Origin of the sequence: Photobacterium proteolyticum (assembly GCF_001939735.1) — a bacterium.
Taxonomy (GTDB): Bacteria; Pseudomonadota; Gammaproteobacteria; order Enterobacterales; family Vibrionaceae; genus Photobacterium; species Photobacterium proteolyticum.
Genome location: NZ_MJIL01000069.1, coordinates 161,424 through 185,779, shown reverse-complemented (window position 1 = coordinate 185,779; position 24,356 = coordinate 161,424). Strand labels below are relative to the sequence as shown.

At 48.3% G+C, this 24,356-nt stretch carries 24 protein-coding genes and 2 tRNA genes; 5 read left to right on the top strand and 21 right to left on the bottom strand.

All coding sequences use genetic code 11. The features are described 5' to 3' along the window. Positions 1 to 95: 95 nt before the first annotated feature. From flgJ to BIT28_RS11875, 11 genes are all read right to left on the bottom strand, one after another. Positions 96 to 1,079, bottom strand: a complete 984-nt coding sequence (gene flgJ / locus BIT28_RS11925) for a flagellar assembly peptidoglycan hydrolase FlgJ (RefSeq protein WP_075763919.1) — start codon at positions 1,077 to 1,079, stop codon at positions 96 to 98. Positions 1,080 to 1,099: 20 nt separating this feature from the next. After that, complete coding sequence (locus BIT28_RS11920) at positions 1,100 to 2,170, bottom strand: flagellar basal body P-ring protein FlgI (RefSeq protein ID WP_089153675.1); 1,071 nt, start codon at positions 2,168 to 2,170, stop codon at positions 1,100 to 1,102. Positions 2,171 to 2,234: 64 nt separating this feature from the next. After that, complete coding sequence (gene flgH / locus BIT28_RS11915) at positions 2,235 to 2,999, bottom strand: flagellar basal body L-ring protein FlgH (protein WP_075763915.1); 765 nt, start codon at positions 2,997 to 2,999, stop codon at positions 2,235 to 2,237. Positions 3,000 to 3,017: 18 nt separating this feature from the next. Next, positions 3,018 to 3,806: a flagellar basal-body rod protein FlgG gene (gene flgG / locus BIT28_RS11910; RefSeq protein WP_075763913.1), complete on the bottom strand. Its 789-nt coding sequence runs from the start codon at positions 3,804 to 3,806 to the stop codon at positions 3,018 to 3,020. Between the two features lie 20 nt (positions 3,807 to 3,826). Then, on the bottom strand, positions 3,827 to 4,576 hold the full coding sequence (gene flgF, locus BIT28_RS11905) for a flagellar basal-body rod protein FlgF (RefSeq protein ID WP_075763911.1): 750 nt from the start codon (positions 4,574 to 4,576) through the stop codon (positions 3,827 to 3,829). A gap of 209 nt (positions 4,577 to 4,785) precedes the next feature. Then, entirely contained in the window at positions 4,786 to 6,219 is a 1,434-nt protein-coding gene (locus tag BIT28_RS11900) for a flagellar hook protein FlgE (protein ID WP_075763909.1), read from the bottom strand. 22 nt (positions 6,220 to 6,241) lie between these two features. Further along, complete coding sequence (gene flgD / locus BIT28_RS11895; RefSeq protein WP_075763907.1) at positions 6,242 to 6,958, bottom strand: flagellar hook assembly protein FlgD; 717 nt, start codon at positions 6,956 to 6,958, stop codon at positions 6,242 to 6,244. An 18-nt stretch (positions 6,959 to 6,976) separates the two neighbouring features. After that, entirely contained in the window at positions 6,977 to 7,393 is a 417-nt protein-coding gene (flgC, locus tag BIT28_RS11890; RefSeq protein ID WP_075763905.1) for a flagellar basal body rod protein FlgC, read from the bottom strand. Between the two features lie 3 nt (positions 7,394 to 7,396). Further along, positions 7,397 to 7,792 (bottom strand): flagellar basal body rod protein FlgB, encoded by a 396-nt coding sequence (flgB, locus tag BIT28_RS11885; RefSeq protein ID WP_075763903.1) that lies wholly within the window; start codon positions 7,790 to 7,792, stop codon positions 7,397 to 7,399. 141 nt (positions 7,793 to 7,933) lie between these two features. Then, positions 7,934 to 8,764 (bottom strand): CheR family methyltransferase, encoded by an 831-nt coding sequence (locus tag BIT28_RS11880; protein WP_075763901.1) that lies wholly within the window; start codon positions 8,762 to 8,764, stop codon positions 7,934 to 7,936. A 19-nt stretch (positions 8,765 to 8,783) separates the two neighbouring features. Beyond that, positions 8,784 to 9,701 (bottom strand): chemotaxis protein, encoded by a 918-nt coding sequence (locus BIT28_RS11875; protein WP_075763899.1) that lies wholly within the window; start codon positions 9,699 to 9,701, stop codon positions 8,784 to 8,786. Positions 9,702 to 9,827: 126 nt separating this feature from the next. Here BIT28_RS11875 and flgA point away from each other — a divergent pair, with 126 nt between their 5' ends. The 3 genes from flgA to BIT28_RS11860 all read left to right on the top strand — a co-directional run bounded on the left by flgA (position 9,828) and on the right by BIT28_RS11860 (position 11,395). Beyond that, the gene (flgA, locus tag BIT28_RS11870; RefSeq protein ID WP_075763897.1) at positions 9,828 to 10,535 is read left to right on the top strand and encodes a flagellar basal body P-ring formation chaperone FlgA; all 708 of its coding nucleotides are present in this window, start codon (positions 9,828 to 9,830) and stop codon (positions 10,533 to 10,535) included. 73 nt (positions 10,536 to 10,608) lie between these two features. After that, positions 10,609 to 10,926, top strand: coding sequence for a flagellar biosynthesis anti-sigma factor FlgM (flgM, locus tag BIT28_RS11865; protein ID WP_075763895.1), 318 nt, complete (start codon positions 10,609 to 10,611; stop codon positions 10,924 to 10,926). Positions 10,927 to 10,966: 40 nt separating this feature from the next. Then, entirely contained in the window at positions 10,967 to 11,395 is a 429-nt protein-coding gene (locus BIT28_RS11860; RefSeq protein WP_075763893.1) for a flagella synthesis protein FlgN, read from the top strand. A 211-nt stretch (positions 11,396 to 11,606) separates the two neighbouring features. On the opposite strand, the gene BIT28_RS11855 is transcribed toward BIT28_RS11860, so the two are convergent. Together BIT28_RS11855 and BIT28_RS11850 are read right to left on the bottom strand one after the other, a co-directional pair. Next, positions 11,607 to 12,032 carry an LPP20 family lipoprotein gene (locus tag BIT28_RS11855; protein ID WP_075763891.1) on the bottom strand — a complete coding sequence of 142 codons (426 nt, stop codon included), beginning with the start codon at positions 12,030 to 12,032 and terminating at the stop codon, positions 11,607 to 11,609. 8 nt (positions 12,033 to 12,040) lie between these two features. Continuing rightward, positions 12,041 to 12,676, bottom strand: coding sequence for a FlgO family outer membrane protein (locus tag BIT28_RS11850; protein ID WP_075763889.1), 636 nt, complete (start codon positions 12,674 to 12,676; stop codon positions 12,041 to 12,043). Between the two features lie 198 nt (positions 12,677 to 12,874). Here BIT28_RS11850 and BIT28_RS11845 point away from each other — a divergent pair, with 198 nt between their 5' ends. Further along, positions 12,875 to 14,011, top strand: a complete 1,137-nt coding sequence (locus BIT28_RS11845) for a flagella assembly protein FlgT (protein ID WP_075763887.1) — start codon at positions 12,875 to 12,877, stop codon at positions 14,009 to 14,011. Positions 14,012 to 14,071: 60 nt separating this feature from the next. Next, positions 14,072 to 14,148: transfer RNA gene (locus tag BIT28_RS11840), tRNA-Arg, on the top strand. Between the two features lie 256 nt (positions 14,149 to 14,404). Here the strand turns inward: BIT28_RS11840 and BIT28_RS11835 are convergent. The 8 genes from BIT28_RS11835 to zipA all read right to left on the bottom strand — a co-directional run bounded on the left by BIT28_RS11835 (position 14,405) and on the right by zipA (position 24,184). Continuing rightward, positions 14,405 to 14,480 (bottom strand) — tRNA-Ala (locus BIT28_RS11835). Between the two features lie 229 nt (positions 14,481 to 14,709). Then, a complete protein-coding gene (gene gltX / locus BIT28_RS11830) occupies positions 14,710 to 16,134 on the bottom strand; it encodes a glutamate--tRNA ligase (RefSeq protein WP_075763885.1) in 1,425 nt (474 codons plus the stop codon). Positions 16,135 to 16,318: 184 nt separating this feature from the next. Further along, positions 16,319 to 16,513: a hypothetical protein gene (locus BIT28_RS11825; RefSeq protein WP_075763883.1), complete on the bottom strand. Its 195-nt coding sequence runs from the start codon at positions 16,511 to 16,513 to the stop codon at positions 16,319 to 16,321. 191 nt (positions 16,514 to 16,704) lie between these two features. Next, entirely contained in the window at positions 16,705 to 18,126 is a 1,422-nt protein-coding gene (locus tag BIT28_RS11820) for a multidrug transporter (RefSeq protein WP_075763881.1), read from the bottom strand. Positions 18,127 to 18,658: 532 nt separating this feature from the next. Beyond that, the gene (locus tag BIT28_RS29305; RefSeq protein ID WP_139310461.1) at positions 18,659 to 18,850 is read right to left on the bottom strand and encodes a hypothetical protein; all 192 of its coding nucleotides are present in this window, start codon (positions 18,848 to 18,850) and stop codon (positions 18,659 to 18,661) included. 255 nt (positions 18,851 to 19,105) lie between these two features. Further along, positions 19,106 to 20,395: a hypothetical protein gene (locus BIT28_RS11815; protein ID WP_075763879.1), complete on the bottom strand. Its 1,290-nt coding sequence runs from the start codon at positions 20,393 to 20,395 to the stop codon at positions 19,106 to 19,108. 574 nt (positions 20,396 to 20,969) lie between these two features. After that, entirely contained in the window at positions 20,970 to 22,985 is a 2,016-nt protein-coding gene (gene ligA, locus BIT28_RS11810; RefSeq protein WP_075763877.1) for an NAD-dependent DNA ligase LigA, read from the bottom strand. A 68-nt stretch (positions 22,986 to 23,053) separates the two neighbouring features. Next, positions 23,054 to 24,184: a cell division protein ZipA gene (gene zipA / locus BIT28_RS11805; RefSeq protein ID WP_075763875.1), complete on the bottom strand. Its 1,131-nt coding sequence runs from the start codon at positions 24,182 to 24,184 to the stop codon at positions 23,054 to 23,056. Between the last annotated feature and the right edge of the window lie 172 nt (positions 24,185 to 24,356).

The following is a 24,356-nucleotide window of genomic DNA, read 5'->3' as shown; positions in this document are numbered from 1 at the left end:
TTTTAAATTTGACTAAGTTATTGATTTTATAGCGACTTGCTTATACCTATATGGGGAGTGATGTGACGTTTTTTTGAGCGGAGGCAAGGGCTTGCCTATTTCATCAGGCGGTTCACCGTATCCATGACACTGATGACCTTATTGGAATATTCCGGATCCGTCGCATAACCCGCCTTATGCAGATTTCGAATAAAATGCACCGGATCAGCGGGTTGCTCCAGCGCTTCAGAATAACGCGGGTTCTGATTGAGAAAACGAACATAGTCATTGAAGCTGTCTTGGTAACTGTCATAAGAGCGGAATGCCGCCCGTTGCTGGACAGGGATCCCGTTATGGAACTCCAGGGTGTTGGTCGCAACCTTGTTGCCGGACCAACGCTGATCAGCCTTGATATTGAAAAGGTTGTTGCTGTTGCCTGCCGCATTCTTGATCACTTTCTTGCCCCACCCCGTTTCCAGTGCAGCCTGGGCAATCAATACTGATGGCTCAGTGCCTATCGCATGGGCTGCCTTTTCGGCATAGGGGCGCATCCGATTGACAAAGTCCTGAGGTGACTCAAAACCACGATCATTATCCTGCGGCTTCAACGGTGGCAGAGGCGCAGTAAACGACGCCGGCTGAGTTTGCTGCATTATCGTCAGCGCATCTTCCGCAGCCTTTTCTACCATCGCCTTATCCGGCTGCTTGCCTTTGGTATCAAACGGCAGGTTCAGCGGTGCTTCTTTTACCGCCTGACGGAAGTCCTGCTCTGACGGCACTGCAGAGCTCTGCGCTTCCTCTTCACCACCAAGCTGGGAGACAATCAAATCAGCCAAACCCAGTGAACCCGTGGAACTCAGCTCGCTTGCCATCTGCTCGTCATGCATCTGCTCGAAAAACTTACTGTTGCTGCTGCTCATCAAATCAGATTCAAAAACCTCATTGGCCTGACGCATCGACTTAAACAACATCTGAGTAAAAATCGCCTCGAACTGCTGCGCTGCGGCACGCAAAGACTGACTTTCATCATCATTGATCCCCGCCCTTAGTCGCTCAAGGTTGGAGATATCGTGAATAAAACCCGGGTTGGTTGTTTTCATGCTCAGAACCAAAGGTTGCTTTAAATAATAATCAACTGACCTTCAATGGCCCCTGCCTGCTTAAGTGCCTGCAAGATAGCCATCAGATCAGAAGGGGCGGCACCGACCTGGTTCACCGCACGTACCAACTCATCCAGAGTGATCCCAGGTTCAAACTTGAACATTCGGGAATCTTCCTCGGTGACTTCAATATCAGAGTTCGGTACGACAACCGTATTACCACCAGAGAAGCCGTTAGGCTGGCTGACAGAATAATTTTCCTTAATCGATACGGTCATGCCGCCATGGGTGATAGCCGCAGGCTTGAGCTTCACGTTCTGGCCGACAACAATCGTACCAGTGCGCGAGTTAACTATAATTTTCGCCGCGCCTTCCGCCGGATCAAACTCGAGATTCTCGATGGTCGACAAAAATGCCACCCGCTGGCTCACATCTCGCGGGGCGCGGACTCGAACAGAGGTGGCATCTACTGCTGCCGCCATCTGCGGGCCGAGAAACTGGTTAACGGCATCAGCCATACGCTGCGCCGTGGTAAAATCGGACTCGAACAAGTTAAAAGTCAGAAAATCACCACGACCAAACGGATTCGGTACTTCCTGTTCAACCATGGCACCATTGGAAATACGTCCTACTGTCGGCGTGTTGCCTACCACTTTAGACCCATCGGCCCCGGTGGCACTGAACCCGCCAACGACCAGGCTCCCCTGAGCAATGGCATAGACCTTTCCGTCCAGGCCCTTTAGAAAGGTTTGCAGCAATGTACCACCGCGCAGGCTTTTCGCCGAACCAATTGACGATACTGTGATATCTATCGTCTGCCCCTGTTTGGTAAACGGCGGCAAAGTTGCGTTTACGGCAACGGCAGCCACATTCTTTGTTTTAGGTTTAGTGCCCGCCGGAAGCTGAATTCCAAAATTTTGCAGCATGGCATTGAAGCTCTGGTCGGTAAACGGCGTCGTCTCCCCCGTTCCCGGCAAGCCGACAACCAGACCATAGCCAACCAACTGGTTACTCCGAACCCCGGCGACTTCCGATACGTCTTTAATTCGTGCCGCCTGAGCCGGTAATGCCAACAGCAGCATCAGCCCCATACAAATACTCTGGAATTTCACTTCAGTGCTCCGTAGTGTCACTTATCGTTCAAACAAACTAGCGCTAAATGCTGACGTTAAAGAAGCGGGCCAACCAGCCTTGCTCCTGGACATCCTGGCGATCACCGGTACCGGAATACTGTATGCGGGCATTGGCAATCCGAGTCGAGGCAATCGTATTTTCCTGACTGATATCGTCCGGCCGCACCGTACCACTGACCCGGATATATTCATCACCGGTGTTGAGTGTCAGCCATTTCTCGCCACGGACTAACAGGTTGCCATTGGCAAGTACATCAATCACTTCAACCGAGATAGAGCCCTTGATACTGTTACTCTGATCGGCAGAGGTACTGCCGGCAAACTTATTGGCGTTGCTCACCTCGTAAGACAAGTTACGCTCGCCAATCTTGATTTCCTGACCGCCAAGTGCCAATGGGTCCATCGACAGGTCTGTCGATTTATCTAAGTCCGAGCTGGCACTCTTCTTCGCCTGTGTCTTCTCTTCCAGCAGCACGGTGACTATATCGCCAATACCACGCGGCTTGGTATCATCATAGAGATCCTGAGCCCCAGTAACATTGAACAGCGAGCCTGTCGCCGTCGCATAATGCTCAGGTTTCTCCTGAGGACGAATACTAGCCCAGGCAGGATCGCCAGCTTGCGGGTCTTCACGACGGCGCAGCATGTCGATCAGGCCACCCCCCTGTTCTGTTGATCCCTCAACCGCATCCACCGACGTCGTCGCCTGTGCGATATCTGACTCTTCCATCTGCAGCTGCGAGCACCCCGAAAGAATAACAGCCAATGCGATAATGAGCTTTTTCATCACGGTATTAACTCCCTGTTATAACTGCTGGTTAACGTAGCTCAACATCTGGTCGACGGTTGAAATGACTTTCGAGTTCATTTCATACACGCGCTGCGCTTCAATCATATTGACCAGCTCTTCCGTCACGTTTACGTTCGAGGTTTCCAGCATAGACTGGCGAACCGAACCCAACCCGTCCAGACCCGGCACCCCTTCTTGGGCATCGCCGCTGGCACCGGTTGGCAAGAACAAGTTCTGACCAATAGGTTCAAGGCCACCCGGGTTGATAAAGTCAACCGTTGTGATCTGACCCAGCACCTGGTTCTCCTGCTGGCCTCGAATACGGGCAGACACCTCACCATCCGTACCGACGGTTATCCCAACCGCATCTTCCGGTACGACAATCTCAGGCTGCAAGACATAGCCTGAGCCGGTAGTCACCAGCTGGCCTTCACCGTTAATAGTAAACTGGCCATTACGGGTATAACCCATATTGCCGTCAGGCAGGAGGATCTGGAAGAAACCGTCTCCCTCGATCATCATGTCCATTGCATTGTTGGTTGTCTGGGTATTTCCCTGGGTAAAGACCTTCTGTGTCGCAACCACTTTCGAACCAGCGCCCAGCATCAGACCCGACGGCAATTCGGTATCCTGTGTAGACTGACCGCCCGGCTGGTTGATATTCTGATAGAACAAATCTTCAAAGACGGCCCGGCTTTTCTTGAAGCCGACCGTCGAGGCGTTCGCAAGGTTATTCGAAATGGTCGAGATATTTGTCTGCTGAGCGTCAAGACCGGTTTTACTTACCCATAAAGCTGGATGCATGTTCTATTCCTTATTATCGGTTAGCCTAAACGCAGCAGTGAAGATGATGCCGCATCCATTTCTTCTGCTGTTTTCATTAATTTGACCTGCATTTCGAAGTGACGCTGCAAGTCAATCATGCTGGTCATTTCGCCGACTGCATTAACGTTGCTGCCTTCAAGCGCTCCGTTAAGCAGGGTCACGCCGGCATCGGCATCAAAGACTTCACCGGGGGTCTTTGATTTGAATAAACCATTGACATCTTTATACATATCACGGTTATCCGGGCGAACCAGCTTAAGGCGGTCTACGACTTCCATCGCTTCCGGCGGTGCCCCCTGAGGAAGCACTGAAATGGTTCCATCTTTGCCGATCTCAATTTTACTGATTGGAAGAGGAATAAAGATCGGACCGCCATTTTCACCCAACATCAGGTTGCCATTGCTGTTTTGCAACATACCTGTCTGGTCGATTTTCAAATGACCTGCACGGGTGTAGGCTTCCTGGCCTGAAGGATCCATCACAGCCAACCAGCCATCCCCCTCGACAGTGACATCCAGATCACGCCCGGTTGTCATGACAGAGCCCTGGGAAAAATCCTGTCCCGGACGCTCGGTCATCGCAAAAACGCGAGACGGTAGCCCTTCACCGTATGCCTGCATGCTACGAGCCTGCTCGAGATCGGCACGAAAACCGGTTGTTCTCACGTTGGCCAGGTTGTTGGCATGTAGTTGCATGCCATACATATCCTGTTTGGCACCACTCATGGCTAAATACAGTGAACGATCCATTATTGACTCTCCAATCACAATCTAGTGAATATCAAGCAATAACTATGCCACCATTAAGATAGTGTAATAAATCAACGAATTGAGGATTTTCGCCCAGAATAGGGGCAAAGAAGGGACAATTTTATGACGGACAAGGACAAGATTTGCCGCTTAATCGACACAAGGCCAATAAAGCGGCAATAATATTGCGCGTCGCTAGCGCCTCTTGCTTATCGGATCTGCAAGATTGTCTGCTGAAGCTGGTTATCTACTTCCAGCGCACGGGAGTTTGCCTGGAAGTTTCGCTGGGCTGTGATCAGATCCACCAGTTCCTGGGTCATATCAATATTTGACTGCTCAAGGGTACCACTCTTAATACCACCGAATGCCCCCTGGCTGGCCTCACCCCAGATAGCCGCGCCAGAATCCTGGCTCGTTACCCACTGGGTACCGCCTTTCGATACCAGCCCCTGTTCATTCGGCACACGTACCATACCGACGCGGCCTAGCGTCACGTTCTCACCGTTACTGTATGTCGCGACAATCGACCCCTTAGCATCGATGTCAACTTTTGCCAGGAAACCGGTGGTTGCGCCATCTTCGCTAAAACGACGGATCTCAAACGGCGCAGCATACTGAGTCGGGTCTTCAAACTGAATGTTCAGCTTCTGTGTCTCGCTGGCGCCGTTCATATCAACCCCAGCACCGGCAGCACCCAGCTCCTCGGTCTGAATCGGATTACCGTTGTTGACAGATTTCACCGAGCCATCAGTATTGAATTCTACATAGTGGCCCTGATGACCACTGGCCAACGGACCGTTTGCATCACCAGTGGCAACCTCACCATCACCTTCCGGTGTCAGGTTAACATCGACTGCTTTTTCACCGGACCCATCCGTCACGGTGTAGTACACCGCCCAACGGTTCTCGGCACCGTCTGCCGCAGCAGCACCTTCAGCAGCCGGGTCGGCTGGAATTGGGTTACCATCGGCATCAACAGCAGGAGCTGCACCACCTGTACCACCATTGTCTTTAACATAGTAGGTGGTCATTTTATAAGGCTGACCCAGAGAATCGTACATCGTCAGCGAGGTTGACTTGTTATAGGTACTTGGATCTGTAAAGTCGAACTCGCTCGGGTTCTTCGCCTCTGCCGAGGCCGGCAGGTTCACGCCGATCTCGATATTCTCTGATTCCTTCGGCTGGCCAAACTGATCCGGCACTTTCATTGCCTGAGATTCATAGGAGGTCACCTGATCGGTTTCCTGATCAACCTTATAGCCCAGCAGGTACTGGCCTTCCGAGTTGACAATGTTATTGTCTTTGTTGAGGTGGAAAGCACCGTTACGGGTCAGGCTGTTGTTCTGAGGCTGCAGCTTGTCATCGGCAACCGCAAAGAAACCACTGCCCGAGATCCGCAGATCCATCGGGTTGTTGGTATAAATACTGGAGCCTTCGTGAAATTGCTGTGCAACTACCGATGTCTGAACACCGCCACCAGTTGTGGTCTTGGCGTTCGAAAATACCGAGCTTGAATACACATCCCCAAACTCAGCACGCGACTCTTTAAAGCCGAAAGTATTCGAGTTGGCAATGTTGTTACTGGTGGTATTCAGGTCTTTCTGTGATGCCCCAATACCACTTAGTGAAATATTAAATCCCATGTTATGAATCTCCTAAGACCTGTTATACCTGACCGACTTCAAGTACTTCGGCAAGTTTGAATGGCGAGTCAAAGCCCGCAAGGTTAAGCATGACATTGCCATCACCATTACCAAGCAACACACTGTTTACATTTGCATAGGTAGACACATCAAATTCCCGGCTTTCGCCATCAACCAGCCCGGCAACTTTTAGCTGATAGCGACCTTCCGGCAAGACATTGCCACTTTCATCGGTGCCGTCCCACTCAAGGCGATGCTCGCCCGGCGGTTTAGCGCCCATATCGAAGGTTTTAATTAACTGGCCCTGCTCGTTTTCGACCCTGACCATCATATTATCCAGCGCCTGAGGCAATCTAACCATGCCGGCCATACCACCTTCAGCCTGCTTCACCCCAGTCGAGCTAGGGATAAGTACATCACGGCCAACCAGCGAGGATGCCTGCAGCGCCTGGTTCGAGGTCATGGCAGAGTTCAGGCTGCCAAACTGCTCATTCATCTGGTTGATCCCGTCAACCGTGGCAAACGATGCCATCTGGGCAATCATCTGATCATTACCAACTGGTTTGAACGGGTCTTGCTGGGCAAGCTGTTTGGTCAGCAACGAGAGAAAATCCTCCTGCTTCAGTTCATTCTGACCAGTAGTAATTTTCTGATCTTCCTGAAGCTTTTTCTCTTGCATCCCCTTGAGTTGATCAAGGTAGGACAAGTTGCTTTGACCTGCGCCGTTAATACTGGTCATAACAGTTACTCCTTACCCTTATTTGCCCATCTGCAATGTGCTCATTAGCATCTGCTTGCTGGCATCTGCTACCTGGACATTGCTCTGATAGGAACGAGAAGCTGAAATCATGTTGGCCATTTCTTCCATAACGTTGACATTCGGCTTGTAGATATACCCTTCAGCATTCGCCATCGGGTGCTGCGGGTTATATTCGGCACGTAGCGGCTTTTGACTTTCAACAATGCCTTTTACCTGTACCGGCACGCTTTCATCACGCTGATAACTGGCATTCTGCAGCGCTGCTGCAAAAATTGGGTGCCGAGCCTTATAAGTTTCTTCTGCAGAACTACTTACACTGTTGGCATTGGCCAGGTTACTGGACGTCGTGTTCAGACGAACAGATTCTGCACTCATCGCCGACCCTGTGACATTAAAAACGTTAAACAAACTCATTTATTATTCTCCTTTTAATGCCTTGCTCAGGTTCTTAAACTTGGAGCCCAGAAAGTCGAGTGATGCCTGGTATTCCAGTGAGTTCTGCATAAACAGATTTTGCTCAAGCTGCGCATCTACCGTATTGCCGTCACCGGTATCCGGTTGATTGGGTACACGGTACTTTTGCTCGCCCATTATTTTGGTGGAGGCAGATATATGCCGACCATCAGTGCGGCTCAGGCCAATCTTTGCCTCTGACGTTGCCGCATTCAATGCACGCTGAAAGTCGATATCTTTTGCTTTGTAGCCTGGGGTATTGGCATTAGCAATGTTGCTGGCCAGTGTTTCCGCGCGCTTGGCACGCACGCCAACCGTGTGCTGGTGAATACCTAATGCTTTATCAAAAGAGATGGACATAGCTGCCTCCAAAAATCGTTATTGATATATAAGCAAATGGTGTGCCAAGTTTTAAAGATAATGAGGGTTGGAAGGTAAGTATCGAGGAACTAGGGATGTTCCTCGATAACGTTGGGTTCTGGGTCCTGCTCTTTCTTAAATCTATTTGAGCTTGTAAATTATTCCCGGGTTACAGCGGATCATCTCAAACTTATCGGTCAAGCCGGTCAGTGACTCGGACGCACCCAGCAGCAGGTAACCGCCCGGATTTAAGCTGGCAGCCATTTGGTTCAGTACTTTCGCCTTCATTTCCGGCGAAAAGTAAATCAGTACGTTGCGACAGAAAATTACATCGAATTTACCCAATAGCGCATAACTGTCTTTCAGGTTTTGCGGCCGGAAGTTCACCATCCGCTTCACTTTGTCGTTGACCTTCATTCGGCCGTCACCGTTGTTTTCGAAGAAAACACGGCGGCGATCCGGGGAAAGCCCACGGCTCAATGCCAAATTGTCATAAACCCCGGCACGACAGGTATCCAGCATAGTCTGCGAGATATCTGTCGCCGTGATCTGAACACCGCCGGCAATCATGCCAGGGCGACGATTTTGGGTTTCCAGCACCGTCATCGCGATCGAATACGGTTCCTGGCCGGAAGAGCTTGCCGATGACCAGATTTTGATCGGGCGCTTGTTGGCAGCAAGCTCCGGCAAAATTTTATCCCCCAGCACCGCATACGGATAGGTATCGCGAAACCACAACGTCTCATTGGTCGTCATGGCATCCACAGCCGCAACGCGTAACTCCCGGTTACGACCACTGATCACTACTTGCAATAACTCGGAAAGAGATGATAGCGAAAATCGGCTGACCAACGGACTCAGGCGGCTACGAACCAAGTATTGCTTACTGTCGCCAAGTACAATGCCGCATTGCGCTTCTAGAAAACGGCAAAAATCGCGGTATTCCTGGTCTTTAATTGTTATAGCTGTCATCTACTACTCTTTAATTCGATTATTCCGGCATAGCGGCCTTCACCGCAGCCCCCAGCTCATCCGGGTTAAACTTAGGGATGAAAGCATTCGCACCCACACGCTCAACCATCGCCTGGTTAAATACCCCACTCAATGAGGTGTGCAGGATAACATGTAAATCCTTTAGGTTGGCATCATTACGAATTTCTGCCGTTAAGGTGTAGCCATCCATTTCCGGCATTTCAATGTCTGAAATAACCAGTGCCAACTGATCATAAATACTGGCGTCTTTGGCCATCTCCCTGAGCTTCTCAATGGCTTCTTTACCATCCTGAACAAGTACACACTCGCAGCCGATAGCTTCAATCGCGCGCTGGATCTGCTTGCGCGCAACACTGGAGTCATCAGCAACAAGCACGCGACGGATAACCGGCATATCATCAACCAGCTCCTCAAGGACCGTACCGCTAATATCGGTATCAACCGGAGAGATCTCGTCGAGAATTTTCTCTACATCCAGAATTTCAACCAGCTCATTGTCGATTTCAGTCACCGCAGTCAGGTAGTTTTCCTTGCCGGCTCCTTTCGGCGGCGGCAAAATCGACTCCCAGTTCATGTTGATGATGCGCTCAACGGATGATACCAGGAAGCCCTGAATCGAACGGTTAAATTCCGAAATGATCACAAAACAGTTGTCCAGGTCATCAATCGGGCGACCACCGGTTGCCAGGCTCATATCAATAACAGAAATAGTTTGTCCGCGAATATGGGCAATACCCTTTACCAACGGGTGCAGGTTAGGCATTGTTGTCAGTTTCGGGCACTGAAGCACCTCTTTGACCTTAAATACATTTATCCCATAGCGCTGACGTCGGTTTAACCGGAAGGTTAGCAGTTCCAAACGGTTTTGGCCGACTAGCTGGGTGCGCTGATTCACTGAATCAAGTATCCCCGACATAAGGTGACTCCATGTTATGCGTTTTTTATTTCTATACGTGTTAAATGAGAATTCTCATTGCAAATCACATATGATGAGCTGAGGCTAATTGTAGCCCCTTAGACCTTGCATTAAAGAGTAAAAACCGTGACCCAAAGAACACATTTAACACTCTTAACCATTTTTTTCGGCCTACTGGCATTTTTCTTTAGCACTTTTGTGTCATCAGCACCACAAAATAGCTTAGATATGGTACAGCATACCGCGGAAGAATATGTCAAAACAATTGTCAAATCTCCCCCTAAAGGCCAACTCACTGTTAAGGCTGCACATTTAGATTCCCGGCTAAAACTGAGCACCTGTTCCGAGCCGCTTAAGACCTCGGTGCCCGGCAAGCAATCCCTGACGGGCAATATCACGGTACTGGTCAGTTGCAGCACCGAAGGCTGGCAGGTTTATGTCCCGGTTCGGGTCAAGCAGCTCCTTCCCCGGGTTGTCGCCGCCAAGCCACTGGCTCGTGGCGCAGTACTGTCCGCCTCCGATCTGGTGGTACAAATGATCGAGACCCGGTTTCAGCGCGGGGTGGTTTTCGAGCACCCACAACAAATCATTGGCTCTAAAGTAAAGCGAAATGTTAACATGGGAGACGCCATACAGGGCAATGATATCTGCCTTGTTTGTCGAAATGATGCCGTCCTTATCAAGGCTGGTCGCAGCGGGCTAAATATTGTTACCAAAGGGACAGCACTGTCCGACGGCTCGCTCGGAGAACAAATACGGGTACAAAATGCCAAGTCAAAGCGTGTTGTCGATGGTATTATCACCGGCGTCGGTGAAGTCACCGTAAACTTTTAATTAAATGCTAAAGTTATTACAGACCCTGCCGAAGTAATGGCTGTCTCTAGTAAATTGTGCAAAGGCTTTTTTTATGGCAAGTATTGATCAGCTACGCTCCGGTCATCCAATGACCACAGCACGCAGCAATCATGGCAACGTATCAGGATCGACATCAGGGGCTGCAAAAAGTCAGCAATCTGTGCCAAGTGGACCCAAAGATGCCGTTTCGCTCAGCTCTCAGGGCAAGGCGGTCGGGCAGATCCACCAGCAACTCGCTGCTGAACCAAGCTTTGACAGTGCCAAGGTTGCGGCGATCAAGGATGCGATTTCCAACGGTTCTTATGTGGTCGATGCCGACAAGCTGGCATCCAATATGATGAAATTTGAAGACGAGCTTCGTGGCCTCTAGCCAGGCAGGCTCGATATGACGCACTATCAGAGAGAACTTAATGGCCCAAAGTATTGAACAATTACTAGAGTTGCAACTTGCAACATTGGAGTCACTCTCTCGCCTGCTTGAACAAGAAAAAGCAGCTATTGTCGAGCGAAAAGCGGCAGACATCGCCAAACTCGCCAACGATAAACTTGCCCTGCTCAACAAAGTGCAACAGCAGGATCACCAGATCTCCAGCCATGCCCAACGCCAACTGCTTGTCGACAACCCGGAATATGTACAGAAAGTTGAGTCGATAAAAGCAATCGTCAGTCGTTGCAAAGAGATCAATGAAGTCAACGGCGAAGCACTACAGCGTGCCCAACTTAGCTTCCATAAATTAAATAACCTATTCCAGCAAAGCCGCGGCAAGCAACAAATGACCTATAACAGTGAAGGGGTGGCACAGAACATCCGCTCATTGGGAACCAATATCAAGGCATAAGAGAATCAATAGCAAGGCCTGCGCACTGATATCAAAATCCAGGTTCAAAGACCCAGCACCAAGATCAACTCATCGACTCCCTTATTTCTGTCAAAATCTGACAGCGGATACCGCCCAGCATCTCTTCCCTTCAACAACAACAAAGTGCGCTCGCTACGAGTACACCTTTTGATCAAGTATGTTGTAAATAGGAATGCTGCTCTAAGCGCTGTTAGAACATGGTCTCTTGATTGGTAGGAACATGGAAGACTTCGCCATGTTTTTTCATCTTGTCCATTTTGCGAAGATCCAACTGCATCTCGGTCACAAAGCTGTCGCCGACAGGATAGCTACGGATCACCTCGGCACCTCGGATAATGCCATCTACCGCACCATCGGTGTTTTCTACACCAAGTTGCTGATCTTCAAGCTCCGCACGGGCACTTATACGCATACCGTAAACTTGCTCAGTCAGTTCACGGTAGGCATCAATTTTCGATGCACGCATCGCCCGAACACGCTTTTCTTCAATTGTGCGGCCACGCTGCTCACTGATAGAGGCATAGCCAACGGAAGTGATCAGATCATCATTACGGATCTCTGTTAAAGGCTGACAGCCCGCCAACGCCATGAAAACTAGCAGAAACCAGTAACGCATAACAACTCCTAAGGTTTTAAGACAACAGTATTGCGGTCGAATGTATTCACTTCGCTGCGAATAATAACGCCATTCTGAATCCGCATTTTATTCAAAGTATCTAGGTCACGTCCAATTCTATCGGCCGGTAGGAAACCTTGCGCCGAGGCAATCACAACCCGCGAGCGCATACCGATGATCCTGGCATTAACCAATACCCCCGCCCCCTGGCGCAACATCGTACCAGTAAGTACATAATCAACTGGCTGTTCACCAGCAAGCTCACGCCAGTTGCGGCTGATAGCAAAATCACCATCAGCAGTAACCTTGATTGCACCTGTCGCTTTATAGTCAACAACGGTATAACCGCGCTGTTGCATTTGGAACATGAAACCTTCCGTTACGGAATTACCCAACCAGTTGGTTTCATTCATTTCCTGCAAGTCAACAAATGATGTCACAGCCAGTGGCGTCTTTGCCGTCAGGTACTGGTTCGATGATACCAACTGCTCAGTCAGCCCCTCAATAAAGAAATCCATCGTATGACGTGGCGTTTCCTTTAGCAGAAAAGAGCTTCCCATATAGGGCTCTTTACCGTTATATATCGGAGAATAAGAGCAAGATACAGTCATCGCTGCCAGTATCAGGACTATCCATTTTTTCATTCTTGCCAGCTCCGGATGAAAATAGACTTGTAGCCTGTTATCGTTCGTATAAAGAAAAACTTTACTCGTTATTATCTCGCCGTTTCAAAAAGTGCTACTAGGAACACTCTTTGCATAGATGTTCCAAACTGAATTAAAGAAACGGCAATTTTCTTTAGCTAATCACACAGCAAGCAATTTTCATACCGAAGTTAAAATATGATTAAAAAAATTATTAACACCTTGAGCAGCCTATGTCTTATCGCCGCGTTTCAGCTTAATGCCGCCTGGCTTGAGGTCACAGGTTCTGCCGTTATGCTTGAAAGTGAAAAGACAGCCAGAACCAATGCGCTGGAAGATGCCGTTTATCAGGCGATGGGCTATGCCGGTGCCGACCTTGCCAGCTTCCCAAACCTAAAGCCTTTCCTGGCCTCTGTCCGTGACGAGTACCAGTTTAGCGGTAATGAAGTGCGCCATGTCATGGTGACGGAAACTCGTAAGAAAAGCGGCAAATATTACCTGACGGCACGTATTGATGTTTACCCATCGGCAAATACTTGCCACAAAATCCAATACAAAAAAGGCGTACTGCTAGGCAGCTTCGACATCGTCTCGCCTCAGCACGCCGCGATGGGTGGTGTCTATCAGCTCGGCAACGATTTTTCGTTTATGCTAAAACGCCAGATTGAGCGAAAATCACAAAGTTTTGTGGTTTCCGGGATCACTCGCGTGCCGGTAAATGCCGGGCAACCTGCCGCCATGATGATGCTGGCTGAAGATAATGACGCCCAATATATTATCAACGGTCAAATTACTGACCTGACATCGACCCTAGATCAAAAACTGCTCCAGAGCGATAAAATAAACCGTCAATTTGCCGCCACTCTCAAGATAATGGATGGCAAAACCGGTGAAGTGCTGATGCAAAATAACTATCGTGAGGTTGCCGAGTGGCCATTCTCTCGTGTCAGCCAGGTCGATACCCAGAGTGCCCGTTTTTGGCAGTCGAGCTATGGCCAGGCTGTACAACGGGTTAGTCGCAACATGATGCTTGATCTCGAAAGTGCCCTTTCATGCCGAACAAGCCTGCCTGAAGTCGTGAACGTCTACGGAAACAAGGTTCAAATCAATATTGGCCGTATTCATGGGGTAAAACGTGGCGATCAGCTGAAGCTTTGGCACAGCGCAGGCTTTATTGACCAACAGGGCATCCCGCGCAATCGAATGGTGCAGACAGACATTACCCTGACGGTAGATCGCGTATACGAAAAATCGACCGAGCTTTCCGTCGAGCAAGCCGATCTGGCGAGCAGCATTCAACCTGGTGATTTACTGACCAAGCAGCTGCCTCGTTAACACTAATTACTTAAAATCAGTAATATTTTAGGTATAATGGTAATTCAAGTATGACTTGATGCTCCCTTAGCTCAGCTGGATAGAGCGTCCCCCTCCTAAGGGGAAGGCCGCAGGTTCGACTCCTGCAGGGAGCGCCATTTTCTCTTTGGCAACTAGCCCAACCTCACATTTCTTCAAACTCATAACCTCTGGCTTTCAAAGCTAACAATCATTTAATACCCCCAAAAATGTTTATCTGCTCGCTAATATAGTGGCAGCCTACTGCTTTCGCTGATAATCACTCACGGCATTTCTGAATGCCAGATTCTAAACGCCAAATAGCAAAAAACCCCGCTATAGAGCGAGGTTTCTTTAATTGCCGCATTACCTTAGTAGGTATCCGACAGGAAAATTTGGTGGAGCTATGCGGGATCGAACCGCAGACCTCTTCGCTGCCAGCGAAGCGCTCTCCCAGCTGAGCTATAGCCCCAAATTGTGGGACTGATAATAAAAACTTAATGAATTCATGTCAATAAGATAAAAGCGAATGTGTAATCAGCAAAGCAAAAACGTTAGACAGATCACACTTAGCATTAACTGGTCGACCGACTTTAAATAAACCTGTGCAAGAAAGATGATACATTGAGCCATTGGCGTATAAAAAAGCGGAAGCACTGAGGCTTCCGCTTTTAGCAATCATCGCAACAAAACAAAGCAGCTTATGCGCTCGCTTCACGCTCTGCAATGAATGCCAGTGCCATATTTATACGTGCAGCGACACGCTCTTTGCCAACAAGTTGCATCACCGCGTCAACAGACGGCGACTGGCCCTGACCGGTTACTGCAACACGCAGCGGCATACCGACCTTACCCATACCAACTTCAAGCTCCTCGCAGGTTTCTTTGATCACGCTGTGTAGGTTTTCAGTTGTCCACTCCGCCAGCGCTTCTACTTTCGACAGCGCCAGAGCCAGTGCTTCCTTGGCTACCGGGCGTAGGTGTTTCTTCGCCGCGCCCGCTTCAAACTCATTGAAATCCTGGTAGAAGTAACGAGACTGTTCAGCAAGTTCAATCAGGGTATTACAACGCTCGCCCACCAATGCAATTACATCAGTAATCGCCGGGCCATTGGCAGTATCGATTTCTTTCTGATCCAGGTGCCATTGCAGGTACTTAGCCACATATTCCGGCTCAGCAGTCTTAATATAGTGGTTGTTTAGCCACAATAGCTTATCAGTATTGAACGCAGAGGCTGACTTACTGATTGAGTCCAGGCTGAACAGCTTAACCATCTCTTCCAGAGAGAAAATCTCCTGATCGCCATGAGACCAGCCCAAACGTACTAGATAGTTTAGCAGCGCCTGAGGCAAGTAGCCTTCATCGCGGTATTGCATCACGCTAACAGCACCGTGACGTTTAGACAGCTTAGCGCCGTCATCACCCAGGATCATTGCGCAGTGCGCGAACTCAGGGACCGGTGCACCAAGTGCTTTGTAGATGTTGATCTGGCGCGGTGTATTGTTGATATGGTCTTCACCACGAACAACCTGAGTGATCCCCATATCCCAGTCATCAACTACAACACAGAAGTTGTACGTCGGGCTACCGTCGGTACGGCGAATGATCAGATCGTCAAGCTCACTGTTCGCGATCTCAATACGACCACGAACATGATCATCAAAAACAACCGTGCCTTCTTTCGGGTTGCGGAAACGGATCACATACGGAGACTCTTCGGTCGCTGCGCCGTTTGCTGCAACCACCTTAGGGTGATCAGCATCATAGCGAGGCTTCAGGCCCGCAGCCATCTGCTCTTCACGCAGTTCATCAAGCAACTCTTTCGGGCAGTAGCACTTGTAGGCCTTGTCTTCGGCAATCAGCTGATCGATAAGCTGGTTGTAACGATCAAAACGTTTAGTCTGGTAATGAGGACCTTCATCCCAGTTCAAACCTAGCCACTCCATACCTTCAAGAATGGCATCAATCGCTTCCTGTGTAGAGCGCTCAAGGTCAGTATCTTCAATACGAAGAACAAATTCGCCACCCATATGTTTTGCGAATAACCAAGAATATAGAGCTGTACGAGCACCACCTACGTGCAAAAAGCCTGTCGGGCTAGGTGCAAAGCGAGTTTTAACCGTCATCTGTAAATACCTAAATGAGATAGAAGAGCCAGGCAGCCGCTTAGGGCTGCCTGACGAAAATTGGCTGCTATTTTAGCACTGTGAACCAATTGTACAAATATATCAAAGCGGGAAGCATCAGTGGCGGGCAAGGAAGACGGGGAAGTCGCTTGTCAGCGCGAATGCTTTCAAGCGACCCGACACACTAGAAAACTGTTTTGCCACCTTTTTGCAGACAAATATGGTGTGGTACCCGCTCTTCTTTAACACCGTTGTCATTATCAATAACACAACGGTAAATTGGCATCGCAGGCGCCCCGCCGGCATTATTGCTTGCAATCGCAAAGTGTGAGGAAAGTGACATCATCAGAGCAAAACTGGCTGTAAATAACGTTTTCATACACCCTCTCATCAGTGTGAACTAAATCACCGTTGAGTATAGAACAGCGGCAAATTTACAAAATCCACCCAAATTATTTTTTGAAACAAAGAAATAATTCATCTCACATCTGAAACGTCTTGCCCGCATTTATTATAAGAAAGCCGGGCATAAAGCCCGGCCACATAGAGAGAAACTGGTAATAACTCGGGTTACTTAACCGTAAACGGAATAGTCAGTGTCACCTTGATATCAGACTCGTCCTGGAACAAGTTCGTGTATGGTGCCCAGTTACCGACATCGGTATCATTAATGTATTCCGTGTAATAGAAGCCAAGGTTTGCCCCTTCTAACGCCCCCCCCTGAATAGCATAGTTGGCGAAAACACTGCCGGCATATTCAAACAGATCATCAACACCACTAATATCTGAAGAGGCCATACCAAAGGCCCCCGAGACACCGGCACTGAAGCCCTGGGCCCCCAGGTCACTAAAGTCACGTGCAACAGAAGCAAATCCGGCAAACTCACCATCATGGTTGAAGTCTGAGCGGTTGTTCCACCACACATCATAAGTGCCGTTTGAACCACCATATGCCGATGTCAGGCGGTAAGACATGTTTCCAACGACGCTTGAATCAAGCGACTCGGCCTCAGTATAGGTCGCTTCGGCACGAACAGAATAAGCACCATAGGATTTCGCGGACATGAAGACCAGCTGATAAGCTGTGCTATCATATTGTTCATCATCATCGACAACATACAGCTGACCGGCAAGGTACCAGCCATTGTCCAAGGTGTTATTCACTTTTACATGGGCATTCTTACGGTCACCATCCGTCAAACCGGCATAGGCAACATCAAGCAACAAACCATTGTTGAAGGTATAACGCGCGCCGACAGAGTAGGCGTCACCGGCATCTTTACCATTAGTTGTTCGCAAGTTGTAAGTATCTTTGAACCACGGTGCCTTGTACTTGGTACCGTAAACCACACCCAGCTCCAGATTATCAAATTTATAACCTACCTCACCACCGAGCCATGTACCGGCCGCATAACTCCAGTTAACGCCGATTGCAGAAGGAACAGATGGCTGGAAGTAACCCAGTTTGGCACTGCCGTCTTCGCCTAGCTTGAATTTGGCTGCCACCGTCTGGTAGCTGATTCCATTGTCGGTACAGCTGCTGTTCCACTGGCTATTCGTTTCTTCCAGCTCACCAGTCTCGTCATTGGCCGTCACGTTTTGACACTCATCGATAGCCGGGTTCTGGTCATACGGATTATCAACGTTCCAGAAGTTCATTTCATGATCGGGAGAAGCGTTTGACCACATATCAAAGGTTGCATAAACATTTAAGTCCAGGCCTACAACATCACTGGCGTATCCCGAATTGAAACCAAGGCTGGTATAAATTGAGCCGTGGTCCAGGTTTGGTGTCTTGCGTGTATCCTGGCCAGTATAGGCATCGTAGCCACCACGGGTACGATCACGCATCCAAAAATTGATTGCTCCGTTAATTGATGAGTCTTCAAAAAAAGCACTGGCCTGAGCAGATGGAGCTGCGGTAACCGCCGATCCCGCTATAATGCCGACTACCACTGCGCTTAATAACGAACGTTTGAACATGTTTTCCATGGAGATACTCCTAAAATAATAGCTGTATTTGTATGCATGCCCCAGTTGGCCGCCGTAGGCATGCGAACAAGTTTTTATAGTGATTAATCTAATCACCGCTAAGGCTACCTGCTTTTTTTTCAGCGTGAAGATAGGAGCAAAATTTTCATGACAGCCTTCAAATCAGCAAAATATCAAAAAACATAATCAAATAAAAAACAACAGGTTAACCAAAAAATATCAGAAAACATAAAGATAACTCGACATTTTGTTTTGTGCGAAATACCGCAAAATTATTACTCATTTGTATTTATGAGTCACAACCGAAACAAAATTCGAAGGTGAGATTTAGCCCATTTAGAACGATTTAGGCGAAAGGTGTGAGCAGGCGCAGATTTCGTGGAGGTTAGAAGGTGTTGTTATTAATGTTTTAGAAAGGAATAAAATAAGTTTGTCCGTGTGTAATATTGAATTATCGCCAAGCTCTCATAACGCAGGTTAATAATAGGAGGACTCCTTTCCTCTCTATTAATAGATTAAATTGGTAGTAATACTAGTTTGTTGTTTTACCACCTTTAGCATGGCAAATATGCCAAGGAACAAATATTCTTTCTCCCGATGGAAGTTTACAGTATTGTTGACCAAAACCACGTTGGCCCTCACTGCCTCCAGAAGCACTTACCGATAAAGAAACAGGTAATGCCAATAAAGCACAGGTGATTATTGCAATTACTTTTTTACTCATAATACCCCCTATAAGTGTGATGTACCTCACAATGAGTATAGAGGGTGACTTATGGACTGCAAATGATTACTATTTAATTTTTAAGGGAAATAAAGATAACTCTCTAAATTCCCCCCTTGTAAATATAAAATCACTGGTCAAGGGTATAATTCTCAGCGCTAACTTTACAAATCTATCAATAAAGTACAGAGTTATTTATCTTTAAAAATAAAAAGCAGGCCAGTTGGCCTGCTTTTCCTTCATTCTCTTTTACAATTAAAAGAAGTTATATGGAATCATTACACGTAGACGGGCGTCTTGAGAACTTTCCCATGGCCATTGGCCATCAACAAAGTTTTCATTAGTGTCACGCTCGTTATGTACAAGGTGTAAGTTGAAAGCCGTTCCTTTTAATGCACCAGTCTGAATGCTGTAGGTAATGTCAGCAGTAACCGCGTACTCACTGTCGAACTGGTTAACGTCATTGTCATCTAAAGTAGAGAAAATAAATGCACCACCTAGTGTCAGACCACTGTCAAAGTTATAAGCTAGACGGTTGAACCATGATAGCTGACCAGAAGCATCCCAGTCAGTTGTAGCATCCCACCACTGGCTAAATACAGAACCGTTAGTTGCGTAGTTTTTAACCGTACGAGGTGCAACACCAGCATCATTTTCAGAAGTCACATAACGTGCTTCAGAGTTCCAAGTTAACTTGTCAAAGCTCTTGGCAAAAGAAACACCTTGGGTAATACCGAAGCCGCCATAAGAAGTTTCAGAGTCTGTCGCATATACATCATACGCAATAGACATGTCATCAGCGATCTGGTAGCGCGTATAGAAGCGGTAAGAGATATCCGTTGTATCATCACCTTCAACCAGTTCAGCATGACCAATACCAGCATCAAGTACCCAGTTATCATTAATTGAGCCTGAAATACCTAGCGAGTGGATGAAGTTAAACGGTATACGGCCGTCTTCACCAAACTGATCTTTTTCAGTACGATGCCAAGGTGCAGTGAACTCATCCGCAATCAAATAGCCAAGTTTCCAATCGCCAAAAGGAGCGACAACACTCGCACCACGGTAAGTACCTGGAACAAAGGCCCAAACGTTACCTACTGTACCAATGCCGTGCGACTGAATATAACCAAGCTTAGTAACGGACTCGCCAAACTTAAACTTCATGGCAGCTGTGGTCATTTTGAAATCTTGGCCAGACGGACCGTCTGTATCACAAAGAATCGCTTCACTTGCGCACTCCTCGCCGTCACCAGCGATAGCACCTGAGAAATAACCAGACAGGTCCAAACCTAGCCAGTCATCATGGTAGCCAGACTCGAAACCAAGAATAAGGTTATAAACGGTATAATCGGCAGTCGCTGTGTAATCATCATTGACTGTCGACGTATCTTTCTGACGATAACGATGCTCGGCATTGATCGCACCGTTTAGTGACGCACCATCCAGAAACTCATTATCACTGGCATGTGCTGGGGTTGCGGTAATACCAATTAGTGCTGCGGTTAAAGCGGAAACTTTAAAAAGCTTTGAACTTTTTTCCATGGAATAACTCCTAAAAAATACTAGCTGTTTATTCGTGTCTTTATGGTTGGCCGCCGAAGACACCGAATAACTCTCCCATATGTCAGTCAAAAATCTAAATCCGACTAAATCATATTTTTTTAGTTTTCACGAACCCGTGTTTAACTTCAGCTACAAGACTACTTTTGCAGCGCAAAACATCAATAAGAACTTAATTTACTGTTTAAAAAATATGACTCAGTGCAAACTTTCCCGTTAATAGTGATCTATATCAAACCTTTTCTAGCTCAAATATAAATAAAACTAAAAACCAATCTAAAACATACACTTAAAAAACTAAATAAGCATAAATGCGAACTCTCCCCAGTATTTCAATGCACTTTGCACCTGTTACATTACGAAAAAACACAGAGTAAACATTCAACCTTCAGGAATATTTTCTAAAAAAATGGCTGATATTTTGATAGCAGAAAAAGAGAGAAATGGAGCGATGAAAAAGGCTCGCAATTTAGATTGCGAGCCTTTGTATTTATTCGAGTTCGTTGCTTTTTCTAGGAATATAAAACAAATAGATTATTCCTGATGACGATATTAATTAGCGATTCATAAAATCGACAAGTGCCTGCTCATCCCATATTTCTATCCCTAGATCTTGAGCTTTGGCTAATTTTGAACCAGCCGCTTCCCCTGCTACTAGCAGATCTGTCTTCTTAGAGACACTCCCTGTCACTTTTGCTCCTAGATTCTGAAGTGCAGCTTTGGCATCAGTACGAGTCAATTGAGAAAGAGAGCCTGTAAGAACCACCGTTTTGCCATCTAACGGAAGCTCTACTCCCTCGGCGACTTTCTCTATCGCAGGCCAATGTACACCTACGGCAAGCAAATCATTAATAACAGCCAGGTTGTGCTCTTCACGGAAGAAGTTAAACAGGTGCGCGGCAACGATGTCACCCACATCAGGGACTTCTATCAGCTGCTCCTTGGTCGCCTGAGTAATAGCCTCTAAGGTCCCAAAATGATTGGCTAGGTTTGCCGCCGTTGCCTCGCCGACTTCACGAATGCCCAACGAATACAAGAACCTCGGCAGTGTTGTTAGCTTAGATTTGTCCAAAGAGTTAACCAGATTTTGAGCTGATTTCGGCCCCATCCTGTCAAGTACCGTAACGACCCCAGCCGAAAGTTTAAACAACTCGGCCGGGGTGGCGACCATTTCACGGTCCACCAGCTGTTCGATCACTTTTTCGCCGCAGCCATCCACATCCAGTGCCTTGCGAGATACAAAGTGCTTCAGAGCCTCTTTACGCTGTGCCTGGCAGAACAGGCCACCAGAGCAACGGGCAACCGCTTCGCCTTCCACTCGCTCGACCTTGGATTCGCACACCGGGCACTCTGTAGGAAACACAATCGGGACGGCATCTGCCGGACGGCGTGACTCGACCACAGAGACAATCTGAGGGATCACGTCACCAGCACGGCAAATAATCACGGTATCACCAACCATCACACCCAGGCGCTCAACTTCATCGGCATTATGAAGCGTCGCATTACTCACGGTTACACCGCCGACAAATACTGGCTCCAGCTTGGCAACCGGGGTAATAGCGCCAGTACGGCCAACCTGAAACTCGACATTGTTCAACAGGGTCATTTCTTCCTGAGCAGGAAATTTATAGGCAATGGCCCAGCGAGGAGCCCTGGCAACAAAACCTAATTGCTCCTGAAGCGCGACATCGTCAATCTTGATCACCACGCCATCAATCTCATAAGGTAGCGCCTGACGCTTTTCGCCGATCTCCTGGTAATAGGCAATGACCTTGCTCAGGCTTTCCAGCCGCTGGATCTCCGGACACATTGGCAGGCCCCAGCCTTTCAGTTGCACCAGACGATCATACTGGCTCGGAGCCAGTTCAGTACCTTCTACAACTCCGACAGAGTAGGCATAGAAGCTTAACGGGCGAGTTGCCGTAATTTTCGAGTCAAGCTGGCGCAAACTTCCGGCTGCGGCATTTCGCGGGTTGGCAAATGTCTTCTCGCCTTTCTTTAGTGCCCTTTCATTCAGCTCGTCAAAGCCTTTCTTCGGCATAAACACTTCGCCACGTACTTCGAGACGTGCTGGCCAGTTATCCCCTTGAAGCTTTAGGGGGATAGAACGAATGGTTCGGACATTGGCTGTAATGTTCTCGCCGGTGGTGCCGTCACCGCGCGTAGCGGCCTGTACCAACATGCCGTTTTCATACATCAGGCTCACGGCAAGGCCATCGAGTTTCGGCTCGCAACAATAGCTCAGCGTCGAAGCCGAAAGCAGACGATCCAGCATACGCTTTTCAAATGCCTGAAGATCTTCGTCATTAAACGCATTATCCAGCGACAGCATCGGCAGCTCATGCGTCACCTGGGTAAAACCATCCAGCGGCGCACCGCCAACACGCTGGCTCGGAGAATCAACCGTCATCAACTCAGGATGCTCAGTCTCCAGAGCCAGCAGTTGCTGCATCATGCGATCATATTCGGCATCAGGGATTTCAGGATTATCTTCGACGTAATAGCGATAGCCATGGTATGCAAGTTGTTCGCGCAACTCTGTCAGTTGCTGCTGAATGTCGTGACTCATTGTTCTTCCTATCGTATAAAAATCAGGCCCCTCGAAAGGGGCCTGATTATCTCTATTCATTACCCGCGTTAAGCCCGAGTATAAAGCTTGGCTTTCTCTCGATATTCATTAATGCGGTGCGGGGTGATCATCGCTCGTTCATGATCAAGCACATCAGCCCCTAACTCGTCAGCAACACGCTGAACGGTCTGTAGCATCTGGTTAAAGTTATAATCCGGACGGCCAGGGCAAGGCAGCATCAGGTAAAAAGCTATTCCTGGTGTTTCAAAGCTATCGCTACCACCTTCAGGGAAGTGTGCCGGGTGAACCATGTTGGTTACCGAAAAAATGATCGGCCCGGTGCCGGCAACATCGGCATGGCGGTGATACACCGAGTTTTCGCCATAATACAAATCATTTTGCTCCAGGCTGTTAAACAGCTTGGTTCCGCGCAGGGCCTCACCATTACGGGCATGGATATTCAGTACCAGATAGTCAGGCTTAAGCTCTGGCTCTGGCTCTGGCTCTGGCTCTGGCTCAATAATGATTTGCTCTTCAACAACCGGCTCAACCTTAACTGTCGGCTCTGCCACTTCTGGCTCTTGAGGGACGATCTCATCAACGGTTTGCTCGTGAAGAGGTTGCTCACTCGGCTGCACAACCGTCATTTCTTCCGGGTCGATCAAAGCCTGCTTAGGTAGCTCTGGTTCAGCCGTCGCCTGAACGTGCACCGGCGAAGCGGGCTGCGGCTGCAGAATCTCCGGCTCAGGGCTAACTGCCGGCTGAGGAGCAACAACAGGTTCCACGGGCTGTAACTCAGGCTCTCCGGTCAACGGACGGGAATCTACCTCCGGCCTTGTCGCTGCAGGCTGTACCTCAGGCTTGGCCGACATTTTGGGCAAGTCTAGAGCGGGTTCAGACGAGAAGTCACTGGTCGCCGACTCCATCAGCGGATCGGCTTCGATTTTAGCGCCAAAATGCAGTTCCGGCTCTCTCCGGCTAGCCTTTTCTGGTGCTTCACTATTCACAACCCGTACGCTACCGACACCATCTTGATCAAACCCGTCGGAATCAACATTGCTAGCATCATCTAGCTTGCCCAACGGCTTCTCACCAAACTTCGCGGGTTTTTCCTTACGACTACTCCACAAGCCATGCAACAGTAACGCTGCAATAGCTAGCGCGCCGACAATAATAAGAACCAGACGCAATTCCTGCATATGAATACTCTGAATTTACTCGTTACCCATAACGGGGCAAATGACAACCAATGTTTCATCAAGCCAATCTGGACACACAAGTCACCCTAACTAACCTGATCACGCTAAACCAATTCCTTTAATTATCTTGCTTCGACAAGGCAGATAATTAAAGGAATTACTAGTAATGTAC